The 19186-nt window shown below is 73.5% G+C and carries 19 protein-coding genes and 1 pseudogene; 9 read left to right on the top strand and 11 right to left on the bottom strand.

Annotated features, from left to right (window positions below; genetic code table 11):
• Positions 1 to 42 precede the first annotated feature (42 nt).
• Positions 43 to 216: a hypothetical protein gene (locus AB0F03_RS05600; RefSeq protein ID WP_361986846.1), complete on the bottom strand. Its 174-nt coding sequence runs from the start codon at positions 214 to 216 to the stop codon at positions 43 to 45.
• 188 nt (positions 217 to 404) lie between these two features.
• Here AB0F03_RS05600 and AB0F03_RS05595 point away from each other — a divergent pair, with 188 nt between their 5' ends.
• On the top strand, positions 405 to 1283 hold the full coding sequence (locus tag AB0F03_RS05595) for a Bax inhibitor-1/YccA family protein (RefSeq protein WP_361986844.1): 879 nt from the start codon (positions 405 to 407) through the stop codon (positions 1281 to 1283).
• An 84-nt stretch (positions 1284 to 1367) separates the two neighbouring features.
• On the opposite strand, the gene AB0F03_RS05590 is transcribed toward AB0F03_RS05595, so the two are convergent.
• A complete protein-coding gene (locus tag AB0F03_RS05590) occupies positions 1368 to 1598 on the bottom strand; it encodes a DUF4287 domain-containing protein (RefSeq protein WP_356817497.1) in 231 nt (76 codons plus the stop codon).
• 99 nt (positions 1599 to 1697) lie between these two features.
• On the opposite strand from AB0F03_RS05590, the gene AB0F03_RS05585 reads away from it, so the two are divergent.
• Positions 1698 to 2009 carry a hypothetical protein gene (locus AB0F03_RS05585; protein WP_361986842.1) on the top strand — a complete coding sequence of 104 codons (312 nt, stop codon included), beginning with the start codon at positions 1698 to 1700 and terminating at the stop codon, positions 2007 to 2009.
• A gap of 7 nt (positions 2010 to 2016) precedes the next feature.
• Here AB0F03_RS05585 and AB0F03_RS05580 read toward each other — a convergent pair whose 3' ends face one another.
• The 3 genes from AB0F03_RS05580 to AB0F03_RS05570 form a co-directional block, all read right to left on the bottom strand.
• Positions 2017 to 2799, bottom strand: a complete 783-nt coding sequence (locus AB0F03_RS05580) for a hypothetical protein (RefSeq protein ID WP_361987482.1) — start codon at positions 2797 to 2799, stop codon at positions 2017 to 2019.
• A gap of 293 nt (positions 2800 to 3092) precedes the next feature.
• Positions 3093 to 4310 (bottom strand): acetyl-CoA C-acetyltransferase, encoded by a 1218-nt coding sequence (locus tag AB0F03_RS05575; RefSeq protein WP_361986840.1) that lies wholly within the window; start codon positions 4308 to 4310, stop codon positions 3093 to 3095.
• 169 nt (positions 4311 to 4479) lie between these two features.
• On the bottom strand, positions 4480 to 5499 hold the full coding sequence (locus AB0F03_RS05570) for an SGNH/GDSL hydrolase family protein (RefSeq protein ID WP_361986838.1): 1020 nt from the start codon (positions 5497 to 5499) through the stop codon (positions 4480 to 4482).
• A 161-nt stretch (positions 5500 to 5660) separates the two neighbouring features.
• Here AB0F03_RS05570 and AB0F03_RS05565 point away from each other — a divergent pair, with 161 nt between their 5' ends.
• Positions 5661 to 7052: a cystathionine beta-synthase gene (locus AB0F03_RS05565; protein WP_361986836.1), complete on the top strand. Its 1392-nt coding sequence runs from the start codon at positions 5661 to 5663 to the stop codon at positions 7050 to 7052.
• A 775-nt stretch (positions 7053 to 7827) separates the two neighbouring features.
• Here the strand turns inward: AB0F03_RS05565 and AB0F03_RS05560 are convergent.
• Positions 7828 to 8250: a hypothetical protein gene (locus AB0F03_RS05560; protein ID WP_361986834.1), complete on the bottom strand. Its 423-nt coding sequence runs from the start codon at positions 8248 to 8250 to the stop codon at positions 7828 to 7830.
• Between the two features lie 177 nt (positions 8251 to 8427).
• On the opposite strand from AB0F03_RS05560, the gene AB0F03_RS05555 reads away from it, so the two are divergent.
• Positions 8428 to 9270: a MurR/RpiR family transcriptional regulator gene (locus AB0F03_RS05555; RefSeq protein ID WP_361986832.1), complete on the top strand. Its 843-nt coding sequence runs from the start codon at positions 8428 to 8430 to the stop codon at positions 9268 to 9270.
• 97 nt (positions 9271 to 9367) lie between these two features.
• Positions 9368 to 9952, top strand: a complete 585-nt coding sequence (locus tag AB0F03_RS05550; RefSeq protein WP_361986830.1) for a hypothetical protein — start codon at positions 9368 to 9370, stop codon at positions 9950 to 9952.
• Positions 9953 to 9959: 7 nt separating this feature from the next.
• Here the strand turns inward: AB0F03_RS05550 and AB0F03_RS05545 are convergent, their stop codons facing one another.
• The 4 genes from AB0F03_RS05545 to AB0F03_RS05530 are packed head-to-tail and all read right to left on the bottom strand — an operon-like array spanning position 9960 to position 12067.
• Positions 9960 to 10334 (bottom strand): hypothetical protein, encoded by a 375-nt coding sequence (locus AB0F03_RS05545; protein ID WP_121788412.1) that lies wholly within the window; start codon positions 10332 to 10334, stop codon positions 9960 to 9962.
• Between the two features lie 20 nt (positions 10335 to 10354).
• Positions 10355 to 10861 (bottom strand): roadblock/LC7 domain-containing protein, encoded by a 507-nt coding sequence (locus tag AB0F03_RS05540; protein WP_361986828.1) that lies wholly within the window; start codon positions 10859 to 10861, stop codon positions 10355 to 10357.
• Positions 10862 to 10892: 31 nt separating this feature from the next.
• A complete protein-coding gene (locus tag AB0F03_RS05535; protein WP_361986826.1) occupies positions 10893 to 11687 on the bottom strand; it encodes a transcriptional regulator in 795 nt (264 codons plus the stop codon).
• Positions 11684 to 12067, bottom strand: a complete 384-nt coding sequence (locus tag AB0F03_RS05530; RefSeq protein WP_121788415.1) for a hypothetical protein — start codon at positions 12065 to 12067, stop codon at positions 11684 to 11686. The genes AB0F03_RS05535 and AB0F03_RS05530 overlap by 4 nt, the downstream gene beginning before the upstream one ends.
• 310 nt (positions 12068 to 12377) lie before the next feature.
• Between AB0F03_RS05530 and hutU the strand changes: the two genes are divergently transcribed.
• From hutU to hutI, 4 genes are read left to right on the top strand one after another with little or no spacing between them, the layout of a single operon-like run.
• Positions 12378 to 14042 carry a urocanate hydratase gene (gene hutU / locus AB0F03_RS05525; protein ID WP_361986824.1) on the top strand — a complete coding sequence of 555 codons (1665 nt, stop codon included), beginning with the start codon at positions 12378 to 12380 and terminating at the stop codon, positions 14040 to 14042.
• 44 nt (positions 14043 to 14086) lie between these two features.
• Positions 14087 to 15289, top strand: a complete 1203-nt coding sequence (locus tag AB0F03_RS05520; protein WP_361987480.1) for an allantoate amidohydrolase — start codon at positions 14087 to 14089, stop codon at positions 15287 to 15289.
• The gene (locus tag AB0F03_RS05515; RefSeq protein WP_361986822.1) at positions 15286 to 16623 is read left to right on the top strand and encodes a formimidoylglutamate deiminase; all 1338 of its coding nucleotides are present in this window, start codon (positions 15286 to 15288) and stop codon (positions 16621 to 16623) included. The genes AB0F03_RS05520 and AB0F03_RS05515 overlap by 4 nt, the downstream gene beginning before the upstream one ends.
• A gap of 29 nt (positions 16624 to 16652) precedes the next feature.
• A complete protein-coding gene (hutI, locus tag AB0F03_RS05510; protein WP_361986820.1) occupies positions 16653 to 17825 on the top strand; it encodes an imidazolonepropionase in 1173 nt (390 codons plus the stop codon).
• A 334-nt stretch (positions 17826 to 18159) separates the two neighbouring features.
• On the opposite strand, the pseudogene AB0F03_RS05505 reads toward hutI, so the two are convergent.
• Positions 18160 to 19050 (bottom strand): annotated as a pseudogene (locus AB0F03_RS05505) (DMT family transporter); the annotation flags it as partial.
• Positions 19051 to 19186 lie beyond the last annotated feature (136 nt).

Raw genomic sequence — 19186 nt, 5'->3', positions numbered from 1 at the left:
TACCCCGCGCTCCGCGGGAGCGGCCACGGAAGTCGCCCGGCTTCAGCTCCTGCCCTCGCCGAGGGCGGTACGAAGCCGGTCCAGGGAGCCGGTGCCCAGCACGGCGTCGGCCGGCTTGTCGGCGTCCCGGGCGCACCGGGCCTCCGGGGACTCCTGGGGGCTGGAGCGGATCGCCTCCTCGCGCGCGGCCGGGACGGACCTCGCCGAGGCGTGCACCGGGTTTCCTTTCGATCAGGCGGCGGCTTCGTCACCGAATGCCATCGTCCGTGGCCGGGAACCGGTCCTGCGCGTAGCGTGTGGGTCAGCACGGCAGGGGAAAGATCCTCCTCAAGTATCATGGTCGATCCTTTGCCAATCCATTACTCTTGAGCCAAGGCTGCGCACGGCAGCCATGGAGGAGTGAAATGAGGAGCAGTAACCCGGTCTTCTCGCGACGGGGGTTCAGCCGCGACAACGGCTACGCCGGCTTCAACACCGCACCGCAGGCCGGGTACGCCCAGGGCAACCCCTATGCCCAGGGGAACCCCCAGGCGCAGAACCCGTACGCCCAGAACCCGTACGCGCAGACCGACGTCCGCAACGGCGCCCCGCCGCAGGCCCCGGTCACCACCGACCGGATGACCATGGACGACGTCGTCGTCCGCTCGGCCCTCACGCTCGGCACGGTCGCCGTGGGCGCCGTCCTCGCCTGGGCGCTGCTGCCGGTCTCCGGCACCAGTTACGGCCTGGCCGTCGGCTCCGCGCTGATCGCGTTCGTCCTGGCCATGGTCCAGAGCTTCAAGCGCACCCCGTCGCCCGCGCTGATCCTCGGGTACGCCGCGTTCGAGGGCGTGTTCCTCGGCGTCATCAGCGAGATGTACAACAGCCGCTGGAGCGGGGCCCCCTTCCAGGCGGTGCTCGGCACCATGGCGGTGTCGGGCGCGACCCTGCTGGTCTACAAGGCCGGCTGGATCCGCGTCACCGCCCGTTACGCCCGCATCGGTATCGCCATCGCGATCGCCTTCATGGTGGTCATGGCGGTCAACCTGCTGCTGGTGGCGTTCGGTGTCGCCGCCGACGGCGGTCTGCGCAGCTTCGGCCCGCTCGGCGCGATCGTCGGTATCTTCGCGATCCTGCTCGGCGCCTTCTTCCTGACCCTCGACTTCAAGCAGATCGAGGACGGCATCGCCTACGGCGCCCCGCGCAGCGAGTCCTGGCTCGCCGCGTTCGGTCTCACCATGACCCTGGTGTGGATCTACGTGGAGATGCTGCGGCTGGTGGCGATCTTCAGCAGCAACGACTAGCGGCCCGACGGTCGTACGCGAAGGGCTCCGGACGCGTTCCGGGGCCCTTCGTCGTCGTCCTCGCCGGTGCGGCGACGCCGGCGGCTAGAGCAGCTTGCGGGCCGCCCTCCTGAGGTCGTACTCGTGCACGAGCGCCTTCGCGTGGCCGTACGCGAGGTCGTACTCGTGCCGGAGCCAGCTGACCTTCTCCTCGAAGCGGAACAGGGCGGGGCCTTCTTCGACGGTGCGCAGCCAGTCGGAGACCTCGCGGCCGGTGCAGTGCGGAATGCGGGCGAGGATGTTGCGGTGGGTCTCTTCTGACAAGACATGGGACATCGGCGCCTCCGAAGGCAAAGGGGATGTGAGCCGGTCCTTCCCGTCACCGTGCCTGAGCGCCCGCGTATTGGCAACAGTGCGGCGCGTTACGCTCGGCGGGTGGTTGATACGACGCCCTTGAGCCGAGCAGTGGATCACTTCGCCGACCGCTTGCGGGCCGCTCCGCAGAGCCGGCTGCAACGAGGGGCCGCCGCCGAGGCGCTGGCCGCCGCCCGGGAGCTGGCCCGCCGGGCCCAGCAGCTGGAGGAACCGGGCGCCGAGGCCCGGGAGATGCCCGACGCGGGGATGTTCGCCGCCGCCGACCAGATCCTCGTGGCCGCGCACGACCTGGCGGTCGTGGTGGAGAGCGACGAGCAGGTCGCCGAGGCGGTACGGCTGGTGGAGGAGGCCCGGCAGCGGGCCGGGGTCTGAGCCGGCGTCAGAAGGAGGCGATGACCCGGTCGGCCAGGATGTAGAGCATGTCGTCGCCGCACGCGAACGTCAGGGTGTACGCGCCGGAGATGCCGGAGCCGCCCAGGAGGTACGGGGCCTCGCCCGCTTCCAGGGCCGCCGCCAGCCGTTCGGCCGTCTCGCGGTGGCCCGGGGTCATGCACAGGGTGGTGCCGTCGGCGAAGACGTAGACGTCCAGCGTGCCGAGCGGGCCGGGGCGGACGTCCGACAGGGCCACGCGGTCGGCGGCCAGCTGCTCCAGGGCGGTGACCGTGCGCTCGTGATCGTTGACCGCCGGGGACTGCACGGGGACGAAGTCGGGGTGCGAGGGGTGGCGGCGGCGGGCCGCGGCCAGCTCCGGGGACTCCCCGCCGAACTCGTCGGCGTCCACGGTCGGCTCGGACACCGGCTCCAGCGGCTCCAGGCCGAGGAAGTCGGCCTGCCGGGGCAGGAACAGATCCATCTCGGGCAGGCCCAGCAGCGAGGGGGTGTCGGAGACGTCACGGGTCTCCTGCGCCGCCCAGAAGGCACGCGCCTCGGCCAGCTCCCGCTCCCGCTCCTCGGCGAGCGCCTCGGCCACCGCCGCGCGTATCTGGTCGGTGTCGGCGCCGGTGCGGGCGTTCGGCAGCACGGCGCGCGCGCCGGCCGCCTGGTTCCCGGCCAGCTGCCGCTGGAGCTCCGTGAGCTGGCGGCGCAGCTTCAGCACGGTGCGCAGGACGGCGACGCCCACGGCGCCCGTGGCGGCCGTGGTGAGCAGCAGGGCGATCGGCATGGCGCTCACTGACGTACTCCCGGTTCAGACTCGTCCCCCCGACTTCCTACATCAGCTTGAAGGGCGGACTATCCAACTGTCAGTGCGTAACGTCACGAAACGGACAGGAACTTGGCCGAGCGGTGCGGGGGCGTGCTCTGCTGACCCGCTCTGACCTGGGGCGATGTCCCCGGTGAGCGAGATAGGTCACATCCTGGGGGAGATTGGATCACGGAAAGGCCCAGAACCTTGGTGTTTCCTCGGTTCTGGGCCCTTGTGTGACGGGACGTGCGCATCCCGTCACCGACGGTGTGTCAGCTGAGGCGCTCGATGACCATCGCCATGCCCTGGCCGCCGCCGACGCACATCGTCTCCAGGCCGAACTGCTTGTCGTGCCACTGGAGGGAGTTGATGAGGGTGCCGGTGATGCGGGCGCCGGTCATGCCGAAGGGGTGGCCGACGGCGATGGCGCCGCCGTTGACGTTCAGCTTGTCGAGGTCGATGCCGAGGTCCTGGTAGGAGGGGATCACCTGGGCGGCGAAGGCCTCGTTGATCTCGACCAGGTCGATGTCGTCGATGGTGAGACCGGCGCGCCGCAGCGCCTGGCGGCTCGCCTCGACCGGGCCGAGGCCCATGATCTCGGGGGACAGACCGGAGACACCGGTGGAGACGATCCGGGCGAGCGGGGTCAGGCCCAGCTCGCGCGCCTTGGTGTCGGACATGATGACGAGCGCGGCGGCGCCGTCGTTGAGCGGGCAGCAGTTGGCGGCGGTGACCAGGCCGTCGGGGCGGAACACCGGCTTGAGGCCCGACACGCCCTCCAGGGTGACGCCCGCGCGCGGACCGTCGTCCTTGCTGACGACCGTGCCGTCGGGGAGGGTCACCGGGGTGATCTCGCGCTCCCAGAAACCGTTCTTGACGGCTTCCTCGGCGAGGTTCTGCGAGCGGACGCCGAACTCGTCCATCTCCTGGCGGCTGATGCCCTTGGCGCGGGCCAGGTTCTCGGCGGTCTGGCCCATCGCGATGTACGGGTCGGGCAGCAGGCCGTCCTCGCGCGGGTCGTGCCAGGTGCTGCCCTCCTGCTGGGCGACCTCGGCGGTACGGGCCTCGGCCTCGGCGAACAGCGGGTTGTGGGTGCCCGGCATGTCGGAGCTGCCGTGGACGTAGCGGGAGACCATCTCGACACCGGCCGAGACGAAGACGTCGCCCTCGCCGGCCTTGATGGCGTGCAGCGCCATGCGGGAGGTCTGGAGGGAGGAGGAGCAGTAGCGGGTGACCGTACAGCCCGGCAGGTGGTCCATGCCCATCTGTACGGCGACGATCCGGCCGAGGTTGTGGCCCTGCTCGCCGCCGGGGAGGCCGCAGCCGAGCATCAGGTCGTCGATGTCCTCGGGGTTCAGCTCGGGGACCTTGGCGAGTGCCGCCTGGATGATCGTGGCGGTCAGGTCGTCGGGGCGCAGGTCCTTCAGGGAGCCCTTGTTCGCGCGGCCGATGGGGGAGCGGGCGGTCGAGACGATGACGGCTTCGGGCATCACGGCTCCAGTGGGACTGGGGATCGGGCAGGGCCGGTTGGGAAGTTACCCGTCCGTATGGCCCGGGTCACCGTTGTCGCGGTGTGACACTGGCCGCAATTGTCTAAGCGCTTGCTTGGCCAGGTGGGGCCCGCCCGCCGTGACGGGCCGGCGGACGGCCCCACCCCGGTCAGGCCGAGGGGCGGGCCGGTTCGGCCTCCGGTACCCGGCGCCGCCGCCTCCGCTTGAGCAGCGCCCACGGACCCCGGGGCCCCGCCGGCATCGCCGCCGTGACCTCCGTACCGGCCTCCGACGCGGCCTCGGCCGCCGCCCGGGCGACCGGCAGGAACCCCTCGCGCCGCGACGCGTCCGGCCGCTCCTCGTCCGCCGGCCACAGGCCCAGCGCCGCGCACACCGTCGGCAGCACCGCCATCGCCGCCGTCGCGTACCCCTCCGCCGACGGGTGGTAGTTGTCCGGGCCGAACAGCTCCCGCGGGTTCGCCTCGAACTCGGGGCCCAGCAGGTCGCCCAGCGACACCGTGCGCCCGCCCTGCTCCACCGCGCCGATCGTCTGCGCCGCCGCGAGCTGCCGGGACGCCCGCCGGGCCAGCCAGCGCAGCGGCTGCTGCACGGGCTCGATCGTGCCGAGGTCGGGACAGGTGCCGACGACCACCTCGGCGCCGGCCGTGCGCAGCCGTCGTACCGCCGCCGACAGGTGCCGTACCGAGCGGGTCGGCGGCATCCGGTGGGTCACGTCGTTCGCCCCGATCATGATCACGCAGACGTCCGGGGCCGGGAACGCGGACGAGAGCACCAGCGTCACCTGGCGGTCGAGGTCGTCGGACCGGGCGCCGGGCAGCGCCACGTTCCGCAGTTCCACCGGGCGCTCCGCCACCGCCGCCAGGCCCGACGCCAGCAGCGCCCCGGGGGTCTGGCCCGCCCGGTGCACGCCCTGCCCCGCGGCCGTGGAGTCGCCGAGCATGGTCAGGCGGAGCGGGGGTTCGCCGGGGATGTCGTACGCGTGGCCGTACAGCCCGTCGGCCGGCGGCACCCGGCTGCTGCTGCCGTTGCCCACGTGGCGCCGGGCCAGCCGCAGCTCCGTCAGCACCAGGCCGACGACCGCGGCGCCGACCAGCCCGACCCCGCCCCCGCCGTACGCCGCTCCGGCCGCGATGCGCCGGGCCACTCTCGCCCTGGACATGCTCGTCATGCGTCGCCGCCACCTCCTCGTAGCCGTACACCCACTCCTTGCCCCGTACAGACGGTCCGCCAATCTCGACAGGGAGTGAACGCCCACGCCGGTTCGGCCGGGGGCCTTAGGCTGGCGACACCACTTACGACCACATTTTGCGCAAGCAACCGGAGACAACGGTGCGATTCCACGACTCGATGATCAGCCTCGTCGGCAACACCCCGCTGCTGAGGCTCAACAGCGTCACCAAGGGCATCCAGGCGACCGTCCTGGCCAAGGTGGAGTACTTCAACCCGGGCGGCTCCGTGAAGGACCGCATCGCCCTGCGCATGATCGAGGCCGCCGAGCAGAGCGGGGAACTGAAGCCGGGTGGCACGATCGTCGAGCCGACCAGTGGGAACACCGGCGTCGGACTGGCCATCGTCGCGCAGCAGAAGGGGTACAAGTGCATCTTCGTGTGCCCCGACAAGGTGAGCACCGACAAGATCAACGTACTGCGCGCGTACGGTGCCGAGGTCGTGGTGTGCCCGACCGCCGTGGCTCCGGAGCACCCGGACTCGTACTACAACGTCTCCGACCGGCTCGTCCGTGAGACGCCGGGCGCGTGGAAGCCCGACCAGTACTCCAACCCCAACAACCCGCTCTCGCACTATCACTCGACCGGCCCCGAGCTGTGGGAGCAGACCGAGGGGAAGATCACCCACTTCGTCGCGGGCGTCGGCACCGGCGGCACCATCTCCGGCACCGGGCGGTACCTGAAGGAAGCCAGCCAGGGCGCGGTCAAGGTGATCGGCGCCGACCCCGAGGGCTCCGTGTACTCCGGCGGTTCCGGGCGGCCCTACCTGGTCGAGGGCGTCGGTGAGGACTTCTGGCCGACCGCCTACGACCGCACCGTCGCGGACGAGATCGTCGCCGTCTCCGACAAGGACTCCTTCCAGATGACCCGCCGGCTGGCCAAGGAGGAGGGCCTGCTGGTGGGCGGCTCCTGCGGTATGGCCGTCGTCGCCGCGCTGGAGGTCGCCGAGCGGCTCGGCCCGGACGACGTCGTGGTCGTCCTGCTGCCGGACAGCGGCCGCGGCTACCTCAGCAAGATCTTCAACGACGAGTGGATGGCCGACTACGGCTTCCTGGAGGACGAGGGCCCGAGCGCCCGCGTCGCCGACGTCCTCAGCGACAAGGCGGGCGGCACCATCCCGTCCCTGGTGCACATGCACCCGGAGGAGACCGTCGGCCAGGCCATCGAGGTGCTGCGCGAGTACGGCGTCTCGCAGATGCCGGTCGTCAAGCCGGGCGCCGGGCACCCGGACGTCATGGCCGCCGAGGTCGTCGGCTCGGTCGTGGAACGGGAACTGCTGGACGCCCTGTTCAGCCAGCGCGCGTCGCTGGAGGACCCGCTGGAGAAGCACATGTCCGCGCCGCTGCCCCAGGTCGGCTCCGGTGAGCCGGTCGGCGACCTGATGTCGGTGCTCGGCGCGGCCGACGCGGCGATCGTGCTCGTCGAGGGCAAGCCGACCGGTGTGATCAGCCGGCAGGACCTCCTGGCCTTCCTGGCCAAGGGCGGCGGCAAGTAGCCGACCCTCCGCCCGGTCCGGGGGCGCCGCGGGCACCGGGACGCGGGGTTCGCGCAAGTGGTACGCGCGTGTCACGTGCGCGCAGCACCCGCTTAACACGCGCCCGGCACAGTGGTGGGTGTCGGCAGGGGCGGGTCAAGCGCCTCCGGGGCTTCGCGGCCCGGGGAGAGGCTTCCCGCCCGGGCCGGCGCCGAACGGCGCCAAGGACTACCGGAGCGGCTCCCGGACCTCCCTGGACGCCACGGACGCGGGGGCCCGGCCTGACCCGGCCCGCGTCCCTCGCGGGGACCGCCGTCGTCCCGCCCCCCGGAAACGGGGGTGCGGCGGTCCCCGCGAAAGTCTTCTGCGCGCTCACCGATGCCCGCCGGGCACCGCGGGCATCCCTGCCGCCGTCCCCGGTTCCGGCGCGGTGTGCGGGACCCGCGAGACGCGTGGGTCACCGCGGTGATGTCCGGTACGCGCAGGCGCGCAGCCTGCCGGGCCCGCGACGCGCGGGTGACCGGCGTGGGCGGCCGGGGGCCGACGTGCGGGGCGCGGGTGAGCGGCGTGGGCCGTGGGCCGACGTGCGGGGCGCGGGTGGGCGGCGTGGGCCGGGGGACCGACGTACGTGGGACGCGCAAGTCACCGGTGTGGGCCCGGGGGCTGACATCCGACGCGCAAGTCACCGGCGTGGGTCGTGGATCCGACGTGCGACGTGCGACGTGCGACGCGCGGTCGCCGGTCTCGGGCAGGGCCCGTGGCCCGTACGGGGCGCCGAGATCGGGCCGGGGCCCCGTCAGTCGTCGGTCGTGGGCCGGTTCCGGCCGGGGAGGAGTTCGGGGTTGAGCCGGACCGCCTGCACCGCGTTCACGCCGACGATGCCGACCCAGGTGACGACCATCCCGGACAGCCCCGCGAAGGCGGCGGCGATCGCGGACAGCGGAATGGCCAGGACCAGCGTGATCAGGGCGAAGCCGTAGCGCTCCGCCCAGGAGTCGGCCGGTTTCGGCCGCCGGGTGCCGCGGGCCGCCGCCATGTCCTGTTCGGCCAGCCGGCGCCGTACCCGGCGGTCCACCGCGTCGTCGATCCGCTGTTCGACCTTCTCCAGGAAGGAGTCGACCAGCACGGAGTCGTAGTCGTCGCCCAGTTCCCGGCGGGCCCGCACGGTGGCGTCGAGGTCCCTCCCGAGGTCGGTGCCTCGCGGGTCGAGTGTGCTCATGCGGGCCAGCCTAGGGAGCGGCGGCCGGGGGCGCACTGGGGCTAGCCCCCGGTCCGGCCCCCGGAGATGTATAACGGTATGCAGTGACACGCTCTCTGAATAATTGACTGGTGTGTGTCCACGCCCCGGCGCTGTACTCTCCCGGGGCGTCGAGGACTCGCAGAGGGGGAGTACGTCATGAGTGCGACCGACAGCCCGGCCAACCGGTTGCAGGCCCTCTTCGAGGGGCACCGGCTCACGCCGACCCAGCGCCGCATCGCGCACAGCATGGTGCGCCGGGCCGCCGACGTGCCCTTCCTGTCCAGCGTGGAGCTGGCCGATCTGGCCGGGGTCAGCCAGCCGTCGGTGACCCGGTTCGCGGTCGCCCTCGGTTTCGACGGCTACCCCGCCCTGCGCAGGCACCTGCGTGAGGTCGTCCCGGCCGAACCGGTCGCCGGCGCGGGCGCCTACAACGAGTACCAGCAGGCGGTCGAGGCCGAGATCGAGAACCTCCGGCACCTCGCCGAGCTGCTCGCCGACCCGCGCCCGGTGCAGAAGGCCGGCCGGATCCTCGCCGCCTCCCGCCCGCTGCCGGTGCTCGGACTGCGCGCCGCCGCCTCCCAGGCCTACGGCTTCGCCTACTTCGCCGCCAAGGTCCACCCCGACGTACGGCTGCTCCACGAGGGCGGCACCATGATCCACGACCGCGTCGACGCCGCCGTCCGCGCGGGCGCCACCGCCCTGCTGTGCTTCGCGCTGCCCCGGCACCCCCGCGAGGTCGTGGACACCCTCGCCTACGCCAAGGACGCGGGCCTGACCGTCGTCACGGTCGCCGACTCCGCGTTCGCGCCCGTCGCCAAGTACTCCGACCTGCTGCTGCCCGCCGCCGTCGGCACCGGGCTGGCCTTCGACACCGCGTGCGCGCCGATGCTGCTCGGCCGGGTGCTGCTGGAAGCGGTCTGCGACGACCTGCCCGACGCCCAGGCCCGCCTGGAGGAGTTCGACGCCAACGCGGCGGCACGCGGACTGTTCGTGGAGTGAGAATCCCGCACGGCCTCTCTCAGACTCGTCTCAGGTTCTGCTATTAGCTTCCCTGGAAGACACAGGCGCTCACTGCAACGTGACACGGGAGGCTGACGTGGCGCGCGGAGGACAGGGACTGGCCCGGGTGGCCGTCGTCGTACGGGCGGGGGCCGCCCCGCTCTGGTGGACCGGGGTGGTCGCCGCGGGGATCGGCGCCGTACCGGAAGGACTGACCGGACGCCGGATCGGCGTCCTCGCCGGGGCGGCGCTCTTCCTGCTCGGCGCGGCCGGCGTGGCCCTCGCCCGCCGGGGCCGGTACACCGCCCTCGCCCGCGGCGCGGACCGCGCCGGCAAGTACGACGTCCTACAGGACCGGGCGGTGACCGTGCGCAACTGGCGCCGGGGACACCGCTGGTGGCTGCTGCTCGGCGGCGCCGCCGCCCTCGGGTCCGCCTTCGCGGTGCCCGTGGCCGGCGGCCTGCTGCTGGCCGGGCTCGGCACCGGGCTGCGGCTGAAGGCCGCGTGGCTCGGCCGGCTGGAGCGGACCGGGCAGACGCTGCTGTGGGTGCGCGTCGACTGGCTCGGCCGGTACGGCGGACGCCCGGCCGGCAAGGCCGTCAGGGGCCTGCGCGGTACCGGCGTGGCGGCCGGCGACGCGGCCCCGGGCGGGGCCCGTCGCCGTACCGCGGCACTCGTCTGAGCCGCCGTCAGACCTCCAGCTCCTCCTCGATCCGCTTCAGCTGGTGCCGGGCCATCGCCAGGTTGGCCCGGCCCGAGTCGAGGACCAGGTAGAGGAACAGGCCGTTGCCGCCACGGCTGTTGAGCAGGCGGATCAGGTGGTACTGGTCCGACAGGGTGATGAGGATGTCCTCGATGCCGCCCTTGAGGCCCAGCATCTCCATCGTGCGCATCTTGGCGCGGATCACGTCGGTGTTGCCGGCGGCGGCCACGTTCAGGTCGAACGTCTTGCTGCCGCCCATCGTGCCCAGCGCCATCCCGCTGGTGTAGTCGACGAGCGCGACGCCGGTGGCGCCCTCGATGGAGGTCAGCGCCTCTTTCAGCGCGGTCTCGGTGTTGGCCATGGTGAGTCCTCTCGGATCGTTCAACTGTCGGTTGCGGTGCGCGCTTCGGCGCTCGTGGTGCGGGGGGTCGGGCGGGCGCGGGCCGGGGGCACGGCGCTGACGGCGCCGGGCGGCCTGCGGGCCGGGCGGGCGGCCCGGGCCGCGGCCTCGGCGGCGTCGAGCAGCTCCCCGATGCGCGCTCCGGCGCGGCGGCCCTCCAGGTGCAGCCGGCCGACGTTGACCCGGTCCTGGGCGAGCAGGGTCAGTACGGCGGTGCGGCCGGCCGCGTAGGTGGCGACGTAACCGCGCTCGCCGCGCACCAGCAGTTCGCGGAAGCCGCCGTGCCCGGTGGTGTCGGCGACCCGTACGGCGACGCCGAGCGCGGCGGCGGTGAGCGCCGACAGGCCCTCCGGGTCGACCCCGGGGGTGTCGTGGGCGATGACGAGACCGTCGACACCGGCCGCCAGGGCGCCGGTGAGCTGGGGCACCCGGGTGCGCAGCCGGCGCAGCTCCTCCAGGACGGCCCGGAGATCCTCGTCGGACACCATCAGCTCTCTCCTCTCGGCGGGGCGGTGCCGTTCAAAGTGCCTCCAGCGCATTCCTGAGCCTCTTCAGCAGCGCGATGTCGGGGTCGGTCACCGTCGGCGGCGGTGCGGGCCGCGCGTGGCCGGCCGTCACCGGGGCGACGTGGCCTGCCGCCGCGAGCCGGCGTACGTCGACGAGGGTGTGGAAGGCCTGCCGTCCCAGGTTCCGGGCGATCTCGACGGCCGAGCGGACGCCGTCCACACGGTCCAGGACCGCCCGCTGCCGGGGCGTGAGCGGGGTGGCCGCCGCCGGGTCCGCGCGGATCAGCGGGGCACCGTCGACGGCCGGGTCGGGCCACAGCCGGTGCAGCAGCAGGCGGCGCCGCAGTGTCTCGCGCTCCAGCGCGACGACCGGGACCGAGGGCAGCGGACCTGGCCGGGGCGTGCTGTCGTAGCGGAACCGGCCCGGGGTGCTGCTCGGCGCCAGCGCGAAGTACCCGGCGTCGTACAGGGCGTCCAGGTGGCACAGTTCCAGCGCGCCCGCGGGCAGCAGCCCGGAGTCCAGCAGGAGTCCGGCGGCCTGCGGGGGGCCCGCGGCGCGGGCGGCGGCCCACTGCCAGGCGGTGGCCGCGAGGGTGCCGTGGGCGGTGAGGAGCACGTCGAGGCCGGGGGCGAGGGGGCTCTCGGCGTGCACCACCCGGCCCTCGGCGAGGTACAGGGTGCCGCACTCGCGGAGCAGGACGCCGGTGGCCCGCTCCTCGGCCAGCCGGGTCAGCATGGGAGACAGCGCGCGCGGGGCCGTCCTGTCCCGCACCGGCAGGGGCGACGGCGGTATTCGGACCATGGTCATCCCAGCACCAGCCGGGCGGCCATCTCGCCGAGCCGGATCCGGGCGAGCGCGAGGTTGCCCTCCTCGCGGCCGAGCCACAGGTGCAGGAACACGCTGCTGTCGAAGGACGTGTCCAGGAACCGCAGCAGGTGATAGCTGTCACCGTTGCTGATGATCACGTCCTCCACGGGCAGCAGGTCGTCCCCGCGCGCCGCGAAGGTGCCGTGTTCGGTGGCCATCCGGGCCAGTTCGGCGGCCTCGGCGGCGGTCGTCTCGTGGTCGCCGCCGGGCGCCTCCCCGACCGTCCCGAGGGCCAGTCCGCTGGTCCAGTCCACCAGCGCGGCTCCCCGGGCACCCGGTAACCGCATCGCTTCCAGCAGGCACTCGTCGATTCCGGGCACCGTGGCTCCCCTCCCGCCTGGGAATCCGGCTGAGTGACAGAGACACTACGCAACGTGTGTGCGGGAGGTGATGCGTTTGGCATTTTCCGATGGAACATGCTTCCGGCGTACTAGCGTGGGTCAACTGACCCCTGTGACGCAGGAGTTGATCACCGATGCCGGGGGGCCTGTCAACGGCGCACGGGCGCTCAAGGGTGGTGCGAGTGGGCGCGTGCGCCCCCCGGGCCGCGCATCGGCGCCCCGATGTATTGACTAGCTCTATTCAGACAGACAGGATGTGAATAGACGTAGGCACCGGAGGAGGCAGACGATGTCGGGACCCCGCCCCGTACGAGCACCGCGCGGCACGGAACTCAGCGCGCTGGGATGGCAGCAGGAAGCCGCCCTGCGCATGCTCCAGAACAACCTCGACCCCGAGGTCGCCGAGCACCCCGACAAGCTCGTCGTCTACGGCGGCACCGGCAAGGCCGCCCGTGACTGGCGCTCCTTCGACGCCATGGTGCGCACGCTGCGCACGCTCAAGCAGGACGAGACCATGCTGGTCCAGTCCGGCCGCCCGGTCGGCGTCATGCAGACCCACGAATGGGCCCCGCGCGTCCTCATCGCCAACTCCAACCTCGTCGGCGACTGGGCCAACTGGGAGGAGTTCCGCCGCCTGGAGGCCCTCGGCCTGACCATGTACGGCCAGATGACCGCCGGCTCCTGGATCTACATCGGCACCCAGGGCATCCTCCAGGGCACCTACGAGACCTTCGCCGCCGTCGCCGCGAAGAAGTTCGGCGGCACCCTCGCCGGGACGATCACCCTCACGGCCGGCCTCGGCGGCATGGGCGGCGCCCAGCCCCTCGCCGTGACCATGAACGACGGCGTCGCCCTCTGCATCGACTGCGACCCGCGCGCCATCGAGCGCCGCATCGAGCACCGCTACCTCGACGTCGCGGCCGACAGCCTGGACCACGCCCTCCAGCTGGCCGTCGAGGCCCGCGACGCACGCCGTCCGCTGTCCATCGGCGTCCTCGGCAACGCGGCCGAACTGGTTCCGCAGCTGCTCGCCATGGGCGCGCCCATCGACATCGTCACCGACCAGACCTCCGCCCACGACCCGCTGGCCTACCTGCCCACCGGCATCGCCTTCGAGGACATGGCCGACGCCGCCGCCAAGGACCCGGCCGGGTTCACCACCCGCGCCCGCGAGTCCATGGCACGCCACGTCGAGGCCATGGTCGGCTTCATGGACGCCGGCGCCGAGGTCTTCGACTACGGCAACTCCATCCGCGGCGAGGCCCGGCTCGCCGGCTACGACCGCGCCTTCGCGTTCCCCGGCTTCGTCCCCGCCTACATCCGCCCCCTCTTCTGCGAGGGCAAGGGCCCCTTCCGCTGGGCCGCCCTGTCCGGCGACCCCGCCGACATCGCCAAGACCGACAAGGCGCTCCTGGAACTGTTCCCCGAGAACGAGTCCCTGGCCCGCTGGATCAAGATGGCCGGCGAGCGCGTCCACTTCCAGGGCCTGCCCGCCCGCATCTGCTGGCTCGGCTACGGCGAGCGCGACAAGGCCGGCGAGCGGTTCAACGACATGGTGGCGAGCGGCGAGCTGGCCGCCCCGCTGGCCATCGGCCGCGACCACCTGGACTGCGGCTCCGTCGCCTCCCCGTACCGCGAGACCGAGGCCATGCTCGACGGGTCCGACGCGATCGCCGACTGGCCGCTGCTGAACGCGATGGTCAACGTCGCCTCGGGCGCCTCCTGGGTGTCCATCCACCACGGCGGCGGTGTCGGCATGGGACGGTCCATCCACGCCGGCCAGGTCACCGTGGCCGACGGCACGAAGCTGGGCGGCGAGAAGATCCGGCGCGTCCTCACCAACGACCCGGGCATGGGCGTCATCCGCCACGTGGACGCCGGATACGACATCGCCGAATCCGTGGCCGCCGAGCGCGGGGTCCGGGTGCCGATGCGCGAGGGTGACCAGGCGTGACCCAGCGTTCCGCCGAGTCCGTCGTGGGCAGCTCCTTCCATGAGATGTGGGCGGAGCTGCTCCCCATCGGCCGCCATCCCGGCTCCCGGGGATACCGCCGCTACGCCTGGACCGGGGCCGACGCCGACTGCCGGGCCTGGTTCGAGGAGCAGGCCCGGGCGCGTGGGCTGGCGTACGAGGTCGACCGGAACGGCAACCAGTGGGCCTGGCTGGGCGATCCGGCCGCCGGGGACGCCGTCGTCACCGGGTCGCACCTGGACTCCGTGCCGGACGGCGGTGCCTTCGACGGGCCCCTCGGGGTGGTGTCCTCCTTCGCCGCGCTGGACGAGCTGCGCGGCCGGGGAGCCGAGTTCACCAGGCCCCTGGCCGTCGTCAACTTCGGGGACGAGGAGGGCGCCCGGTTCGGGCTCGCCTGCGTCGGCTCCCGGCTGACCGCCGGGCAGCTGACCGTCGAACAGGCCCACCGGCTCACCGACGGCGACGGGGTCAGCCTGCCGCGCGCCATGGAGGCCGCCGGGTACGACCCCGAGGCCATCGGTGCCGACCCCGAGCGGCTGGCCCGCATCGGCGCCTTCGTCGAACTCCACGTCGAACAGGGCCGCGCGCTGGACCTGTCCGGCGACCCGGTCGGCATCGCCAGCGCCATCTGGCCGCACGGCCGCTGGCGGTTCGACTTCCGCGGCGAGGCCAACCACGCCGGCACCACCCGGCTGGCCGACCGCCGCGACCCGATGCCGTCCTACGCCGAGACCGTGCTCGCCGCCCGCCGCGAGGCCGAACTCGCCGGCGCCGTCGCCACCTTCGGCAAGGTCTCCGTCGAGCCGAACGGCGTCAACGCCATCCCCTCGCTGGTGCGCGGCTGGCTCGACTCCCGCGCCGCCGACCAGGAGACCCTGGACACGGTCGTCGGGGGAGTGCAGAAGGCCGCCCGCGAGTACGCCGCCGCGCACGGCGTCGACCTCGACGTCGTCCGGGAGTCCTTCACCCCGGTCGTCGAGTTCGACCACGCCCTGCGGGACGAACTCGCCCGCATCCTGGGCCGGGACACCGGCCTGCGGGTACCCGTCCTCGGAACCGGTGCCGGACACGACGCCGGCATCCTGTCCCGGAGCATTCCGACCGCCATGCTGTTCGTGCGCAACCCCACCGGTGTCTCGCACTCCCCGGCCGAGTCCGCGGCCGAGGACGACTGCGTGGCCGGAGTGCGCGCACTCGCCGACGTACTGGAAGGACTGGCCTGCCGGTGACCGAGGGAACCTACTGGCTGGAGCACGCCTGGCTGGGCGACCGGGTCGAGCCGGGCGTGACGGTCGAGGTGGCACGGGGCCGCGTCACGGCCGTCCGCACCGCGACCCCCGCCCCGCCGCCCGGCGCCGAGGTGCTGCGCGGACTGACCCTCCCGGGTCTGGCCAACGCGCACAGCCACGCCTTCCACCGGGCGCTGCGCGGCACCGTCCAGGTCGGCAGCGGCACCTTCTGGACCTGGCGCGAGGTGATGTACTCCGTCGCCGACCGGCTGACCCCGGAGACCTACCACGCCCTGGCCCGCGCGGTGTACGCCGAGATGGCCCTCGCCGGCATCACCTGCGTCGGCGAGTTCCACTACGTGCACCACGCGCCCGGCGGCACCCCCTACGCCGACCCCAACGCCATGGGCGAGGCGCTGATCGCCGCCGCCGCCGAGGCCGGGATCCGCATCACCCTCCTCGACACCTGCTACCTCTCCGCCGGTTTCGGACAGCCGCCCGGCAGCCACCAGCTGCGCTTCTCCGACGGCGACGCGGAGACCTGGGCCGCACGCTGCGCGGATCTCCGGGAGCGGGACCACGCCCGGATCGGGGCGGCGATCCACTCCGTACGGGCCGTGCCCGCCGGGCAGCTGGCCACCGTGGCACGGTGGGCCGAGGAGCGGCGCGCCCCGCTGCACGTGCACCTGTCGGAGCAGACCGCGGAGAACGACGCCTGCCTGGCCGCCCACGGCCGCACGCCCACCCGGCTGCTCGCCGACCACGGCGTCCTCGGGCCACGCACCACCGGTGTGCACAACACCCACCTCACCGACGAGGACATCGCCCTGCTCGGCGGTTCGGGCACCGGCACCTGCATGTGCCCCACCACCGAACGGGACCTGGCCGACGGCATCGGCCCGGCCGCCGCGCTGCAACGGTCCGGCTCCCCGCTCTCCCTCGGCTCCGACAGCCACGCCGTCATCGACCTGCTCGAAGAGGCACGCGCGATGGAGCTGGACGAGCGGCTGCGCACCCGCACCCGGGGCCACTGGACCGCCGCGGCACTGCTGCGGGCCGCCACCGCCGACGGCCACGCCGCCCTGGGCTGGGACGACGGCGGCACCATCGAGCCCGGCGCGCTCGCCGACCTGACGACGATCGCCCTGGACACGGTCAGGACGGCCGGGCCGCCGCCCAGGCTGGGCGCCGAGACGGCCGTCTTCGCGGCGGGCGCGGCCGACGTACGGCACACGGTCGTGGGTGGCCGGCACGTCGTACGCGACGGCGCGCACACGCTGGTACCGGACGTGCCGCGGGCACTGGCCGCCGCCGTGCAAGCCCTGCGCGGCTGAGGAACGCCGACCCCCACGAGGACGACACCATGAGCAGCAGCACCGTCATCACCAACATCGCCACGCTGGTCACCAACGACCCCTCCCTCCCGGGCTCCCCCCTCGGGCTGGTCCAGGACGCGGCCGTCGTCATCGACGGCGACCGCATCGCGTGGACCGGTGAAGCAAGCAAAGCACCCGCCGCTGACAACCGGGTCGACGCGGGCGGCCGGGCGGTGCTGCCGGGGTTCGTGGACTCCCACTCCCACCTGCTCTTCGCGGGCGACCGCACGCAGGAGTTCAACGCCCGCATGTCCGGCCGCTCCTACACCGCGGGCGGCATCCGCACCACGGTCGCCGCCACCCGGGCCGCGAGCGACGCGGAACTGGAGGCGAACCTGACCCGCTACCTGGCGGAGGCGCTCCGCCAGGGCACCACCACCTTCGAGACCAAGTCGGGCTACGGCCTGACCGTCGAGGACGAGTCGCGCGCCCTGCGCATCGCGGCCGGGCACACCGACGAGGTCACCTACCTCGGCGGGCACATCGTCCCCCCGGACCACGCCGACGACCCGGCGGCCTACGTCGCCCTGGTCACCGGCGAGATGCTGGACGCCTGCGCCCCGCACGCCCGCTGGATCGACGTGTTCTGCGAGAAGGGCGCCTTCGACGGCGACCAGGCCCGTGCGATCCTCACGGCCGGCCGGGCCAAGGGCCTGCACCCGCGCATCCACGCCAACCAGCTCACCTACGGCCCCGGCGTCCAGCTGGCCGTCGAACTCGACGCGGCCAGCGCCGACCACTGCACCCACCTCACGGACGCCGATGTCGACGCCCTGGCCCAGGGCCGTACGGTCGCCACTCTGCTGCCCGGCGCCGAGTTCTCCACCCGCGCGCAGTGGCCCGACGCCCGCCGCCTGCTGGACGCGGGCGTCACCGTCGCCCTCTCCACGGACTGCAACCCCGGCTCCTCCTTCACCTCGTCGGTGCCGTTCTGCATCGCCCTCGCCGTCCGTGACATGGGGATGACCCCCGACGAGGCGGTCTGGTCGGCCACGGCCGGCGGCGCCGCCGCCCTGCGCCGCACCGACATCGGCCGCCTCACGCCCGGCGCCCGCGCCGATCTGACCCTCCTGGACGCCCCGAGCCACGTCCACCTGGCCTACCGGCCGGGCGTGCCGCTGGTCAGCGGGGTGTGGCGCGGGGGCGTACGCGTCGTCTGAGCCGCGGCCGGCGACCGGCGCGGGCACCCCGGCGGCGTGCCCGCGCGGCGTCCTCGCGGACCGGTCAGGCGGGCTCCACCGCGGTGGCTTCACAGCCGCCGCCCGTCCCTGGAGCCTGCCCGCCGGTCGCCGGCGGTGCCTGGCCACCGCCCGGCACCGGCGTCTGGCCTCCGGCAGCCACCGGCGCTCGGCCACCGGCCGGCACCGGTGCCCGTCCGCCGCCCGCCACCGGAGCCTGCCCGCCGGCCGCCGTGACTCCGGCCGCCGTGACTTCGCCCGCCGTGACACCGGCCGCGGCGACGCCGTCCGCGTCCGCACCGGCCTCGCGTCCCCGGTTCGCCGGCTTCCGGCCCCACGCCGTACCGGCGAGCACCAGGACGGCGCCGAGGTACCCGAGCGGGCCCGGCCGGTCGCCGCCCAGGGCGATGCCCACGGCCGCGGCCCACACCGGCTCCGTGCCGAGCAGCAGGCTGACCCGGGACGGGGACGACCGCCGGACCGCCCACATCTGCACGAAGAACGCGAGCACCGTGCAGAACACCGACAGGTACAGCAGCCCCAGCCAGTCCCCGGCGCCGAACCCGGCCGCCGCCGACCAGGGCGAGGCGCCGGTGCCCGGCAGCGCCGCCAGAACGGCGAACACCACGACCGCACCGCCCAGCTGAACGGTCGTCAGCGACAGCGCGTCCGCCCCCCGCACCGACTTCATGCGGGACATGGCCAGGACGTGCGCCGTACGGGCGGCGGCGGCCCCGAGCATCAGCAGGTCGCCGCCGTTCGGGGCGGTGAAACCCGCGCCCAGGGTCAGCAGGGCGACACCGAGCACGGACAGTCCGGCCGCCGCCAGGAAGGACCCGGGCAGCCGGGTGCCGCTCATCCTGCTCTCGGCGAGCGGGGTGAACACCATGGTGAGACTGATGATCAGGCCCGCGTTCGTCGCCGAGGTGTGCACCACCCCGTACGTCTCCAGCAGGAAGATCCCGGCGAGGAGCAGTCCCAGCAGCCCGCCACCGCGCAACTGGACGGCGCTCAGCGCGCGCAGCCGCCGCCGGCCGGCGGCCACGAGCACCGGTACGGCCACGGCGAACCGCAGCACGAGCACGGCGAGCACCGTCCGCTCCGTGGTGACGCCCTTGGCGGCCAGATAGCTGGAACCCCACACCACCGCGACCAGCAGGACGGGAAGATCGGTGAGCCGGCCGCCACGGGCCGCGGTGACAGTCATGGGCATCTTTCAGGGGGGTGTACGGACGGGGCGTACTGCGGCGGCATGACGGTTGCCCGGTGGGGTACCCACCAGTCGGTGGAGGCTGTCCGCGCACGCGGGAGCGGCCCGGCGCGTCGGCCGGGCCGCTCCCGCG

The sequence above is a fragment of the Streptomyces sp. NPDC028722 genome, from assembly GCF_040637655.1.
In the GTDB taxonomy this organism is placed as follows: Bacteria; Actinomycetota; Actinomycetes; order Streptomycetales; family Streptomycetaceae; genus Streptomyces.
This window is presented reverse-complemented; position numbering and strand designations above follow the sequence as displayed.

Coding starts and splice junctions, on each gene's coding strand:
- AB0F03_RS05595 (WP_361986844.1), top strand. CDS start 405: ATGAGGAGCAGTAACCCGGTCTTCTCGCGACGGGGGTTCAGCCGCGAC.
- AB0F03_RS05590 (WP_356817497.1), bottom strand. CDS start 1,598: ATGTCCCATGTCTTGTCAGAAGAGACCCACCGCAACATCCTCGCCCGC.
- AB0F03_RS05580 (WP_361987482.1), bottom strand. CDS start 2,799: ATGCCGATCGCCCTGCTGCTCACCACGGCCGCCACGGGCGCCGTGGGC.
- AB0F03_RS05575 (WP_361986840.1), bottom strand. CDS start 4,310: ATGCCCGAAGCCGTCATCGTCTCGACCGCCCGCTCCCCCATCGGCCGC.
- AB0F03_RS05570 (WP_361986838.1), bottom strand. CDS start 5,499: ATGACGAGCATGTCCAGGGCGAGAGTGGCCCGGCGCATCGCGGCCGGA.
- AB0F03_RS05560 (WP_361986834.1), bottom strand. CDS start 8,250: ATGAGCACACTCGACCCGCGAGGCACCGACCTCGGGAGGGACCTCGAC.
- AB0F03_RS05555 (WP_361986832.1), top strand. CDS start 8,428: ATGAGTGCGACCGACAGCCCGGCCAACCGGTTGCAGGCCCTCTTCGAG.
- AB0F03_RS05545 (WP_121788412.1), bottom strand. CDS start 10,334: ATGGCCAACACCGAGACCGCGCTGAAAGAGGCGCTGACCTCCATCGAG.
- AB0F03_RS05540 (WP_361986828.1), bottom strand. CDS start 10,861: ATGGTGTCCGACGAGGATCTCCGGGCCGTCCTGGAGGAGCTGCGCCGG.
- AB0F03_RS05535 (WP_361986826.1), bottom strand. CDS start 11,687: ATGACCATGGTCCGAATACCGCCGTCGCCCCTGCCGGTGCGGGACAGG.
- hutU (WP_361986824.1), top strand. CDS start 12,378: ATGTCGGGACCCCGCCCCGTACGAGCACCGCGCGGCACGGAACTCAGC.
- AB0F03_RS05520 (WP_361987480.1), top strand. CDS start 14,087: ATGTGGGCGGAGCTGCTCCCCATCGGCCGCCATCCCGGCTCCCGGGGA.
- hutI (WP_361986820.1), top strand. CDS start 16,653: ATGAGCAGCAGCACCGTCATCACCAACATCGCCACGCTGGTCACCAAC.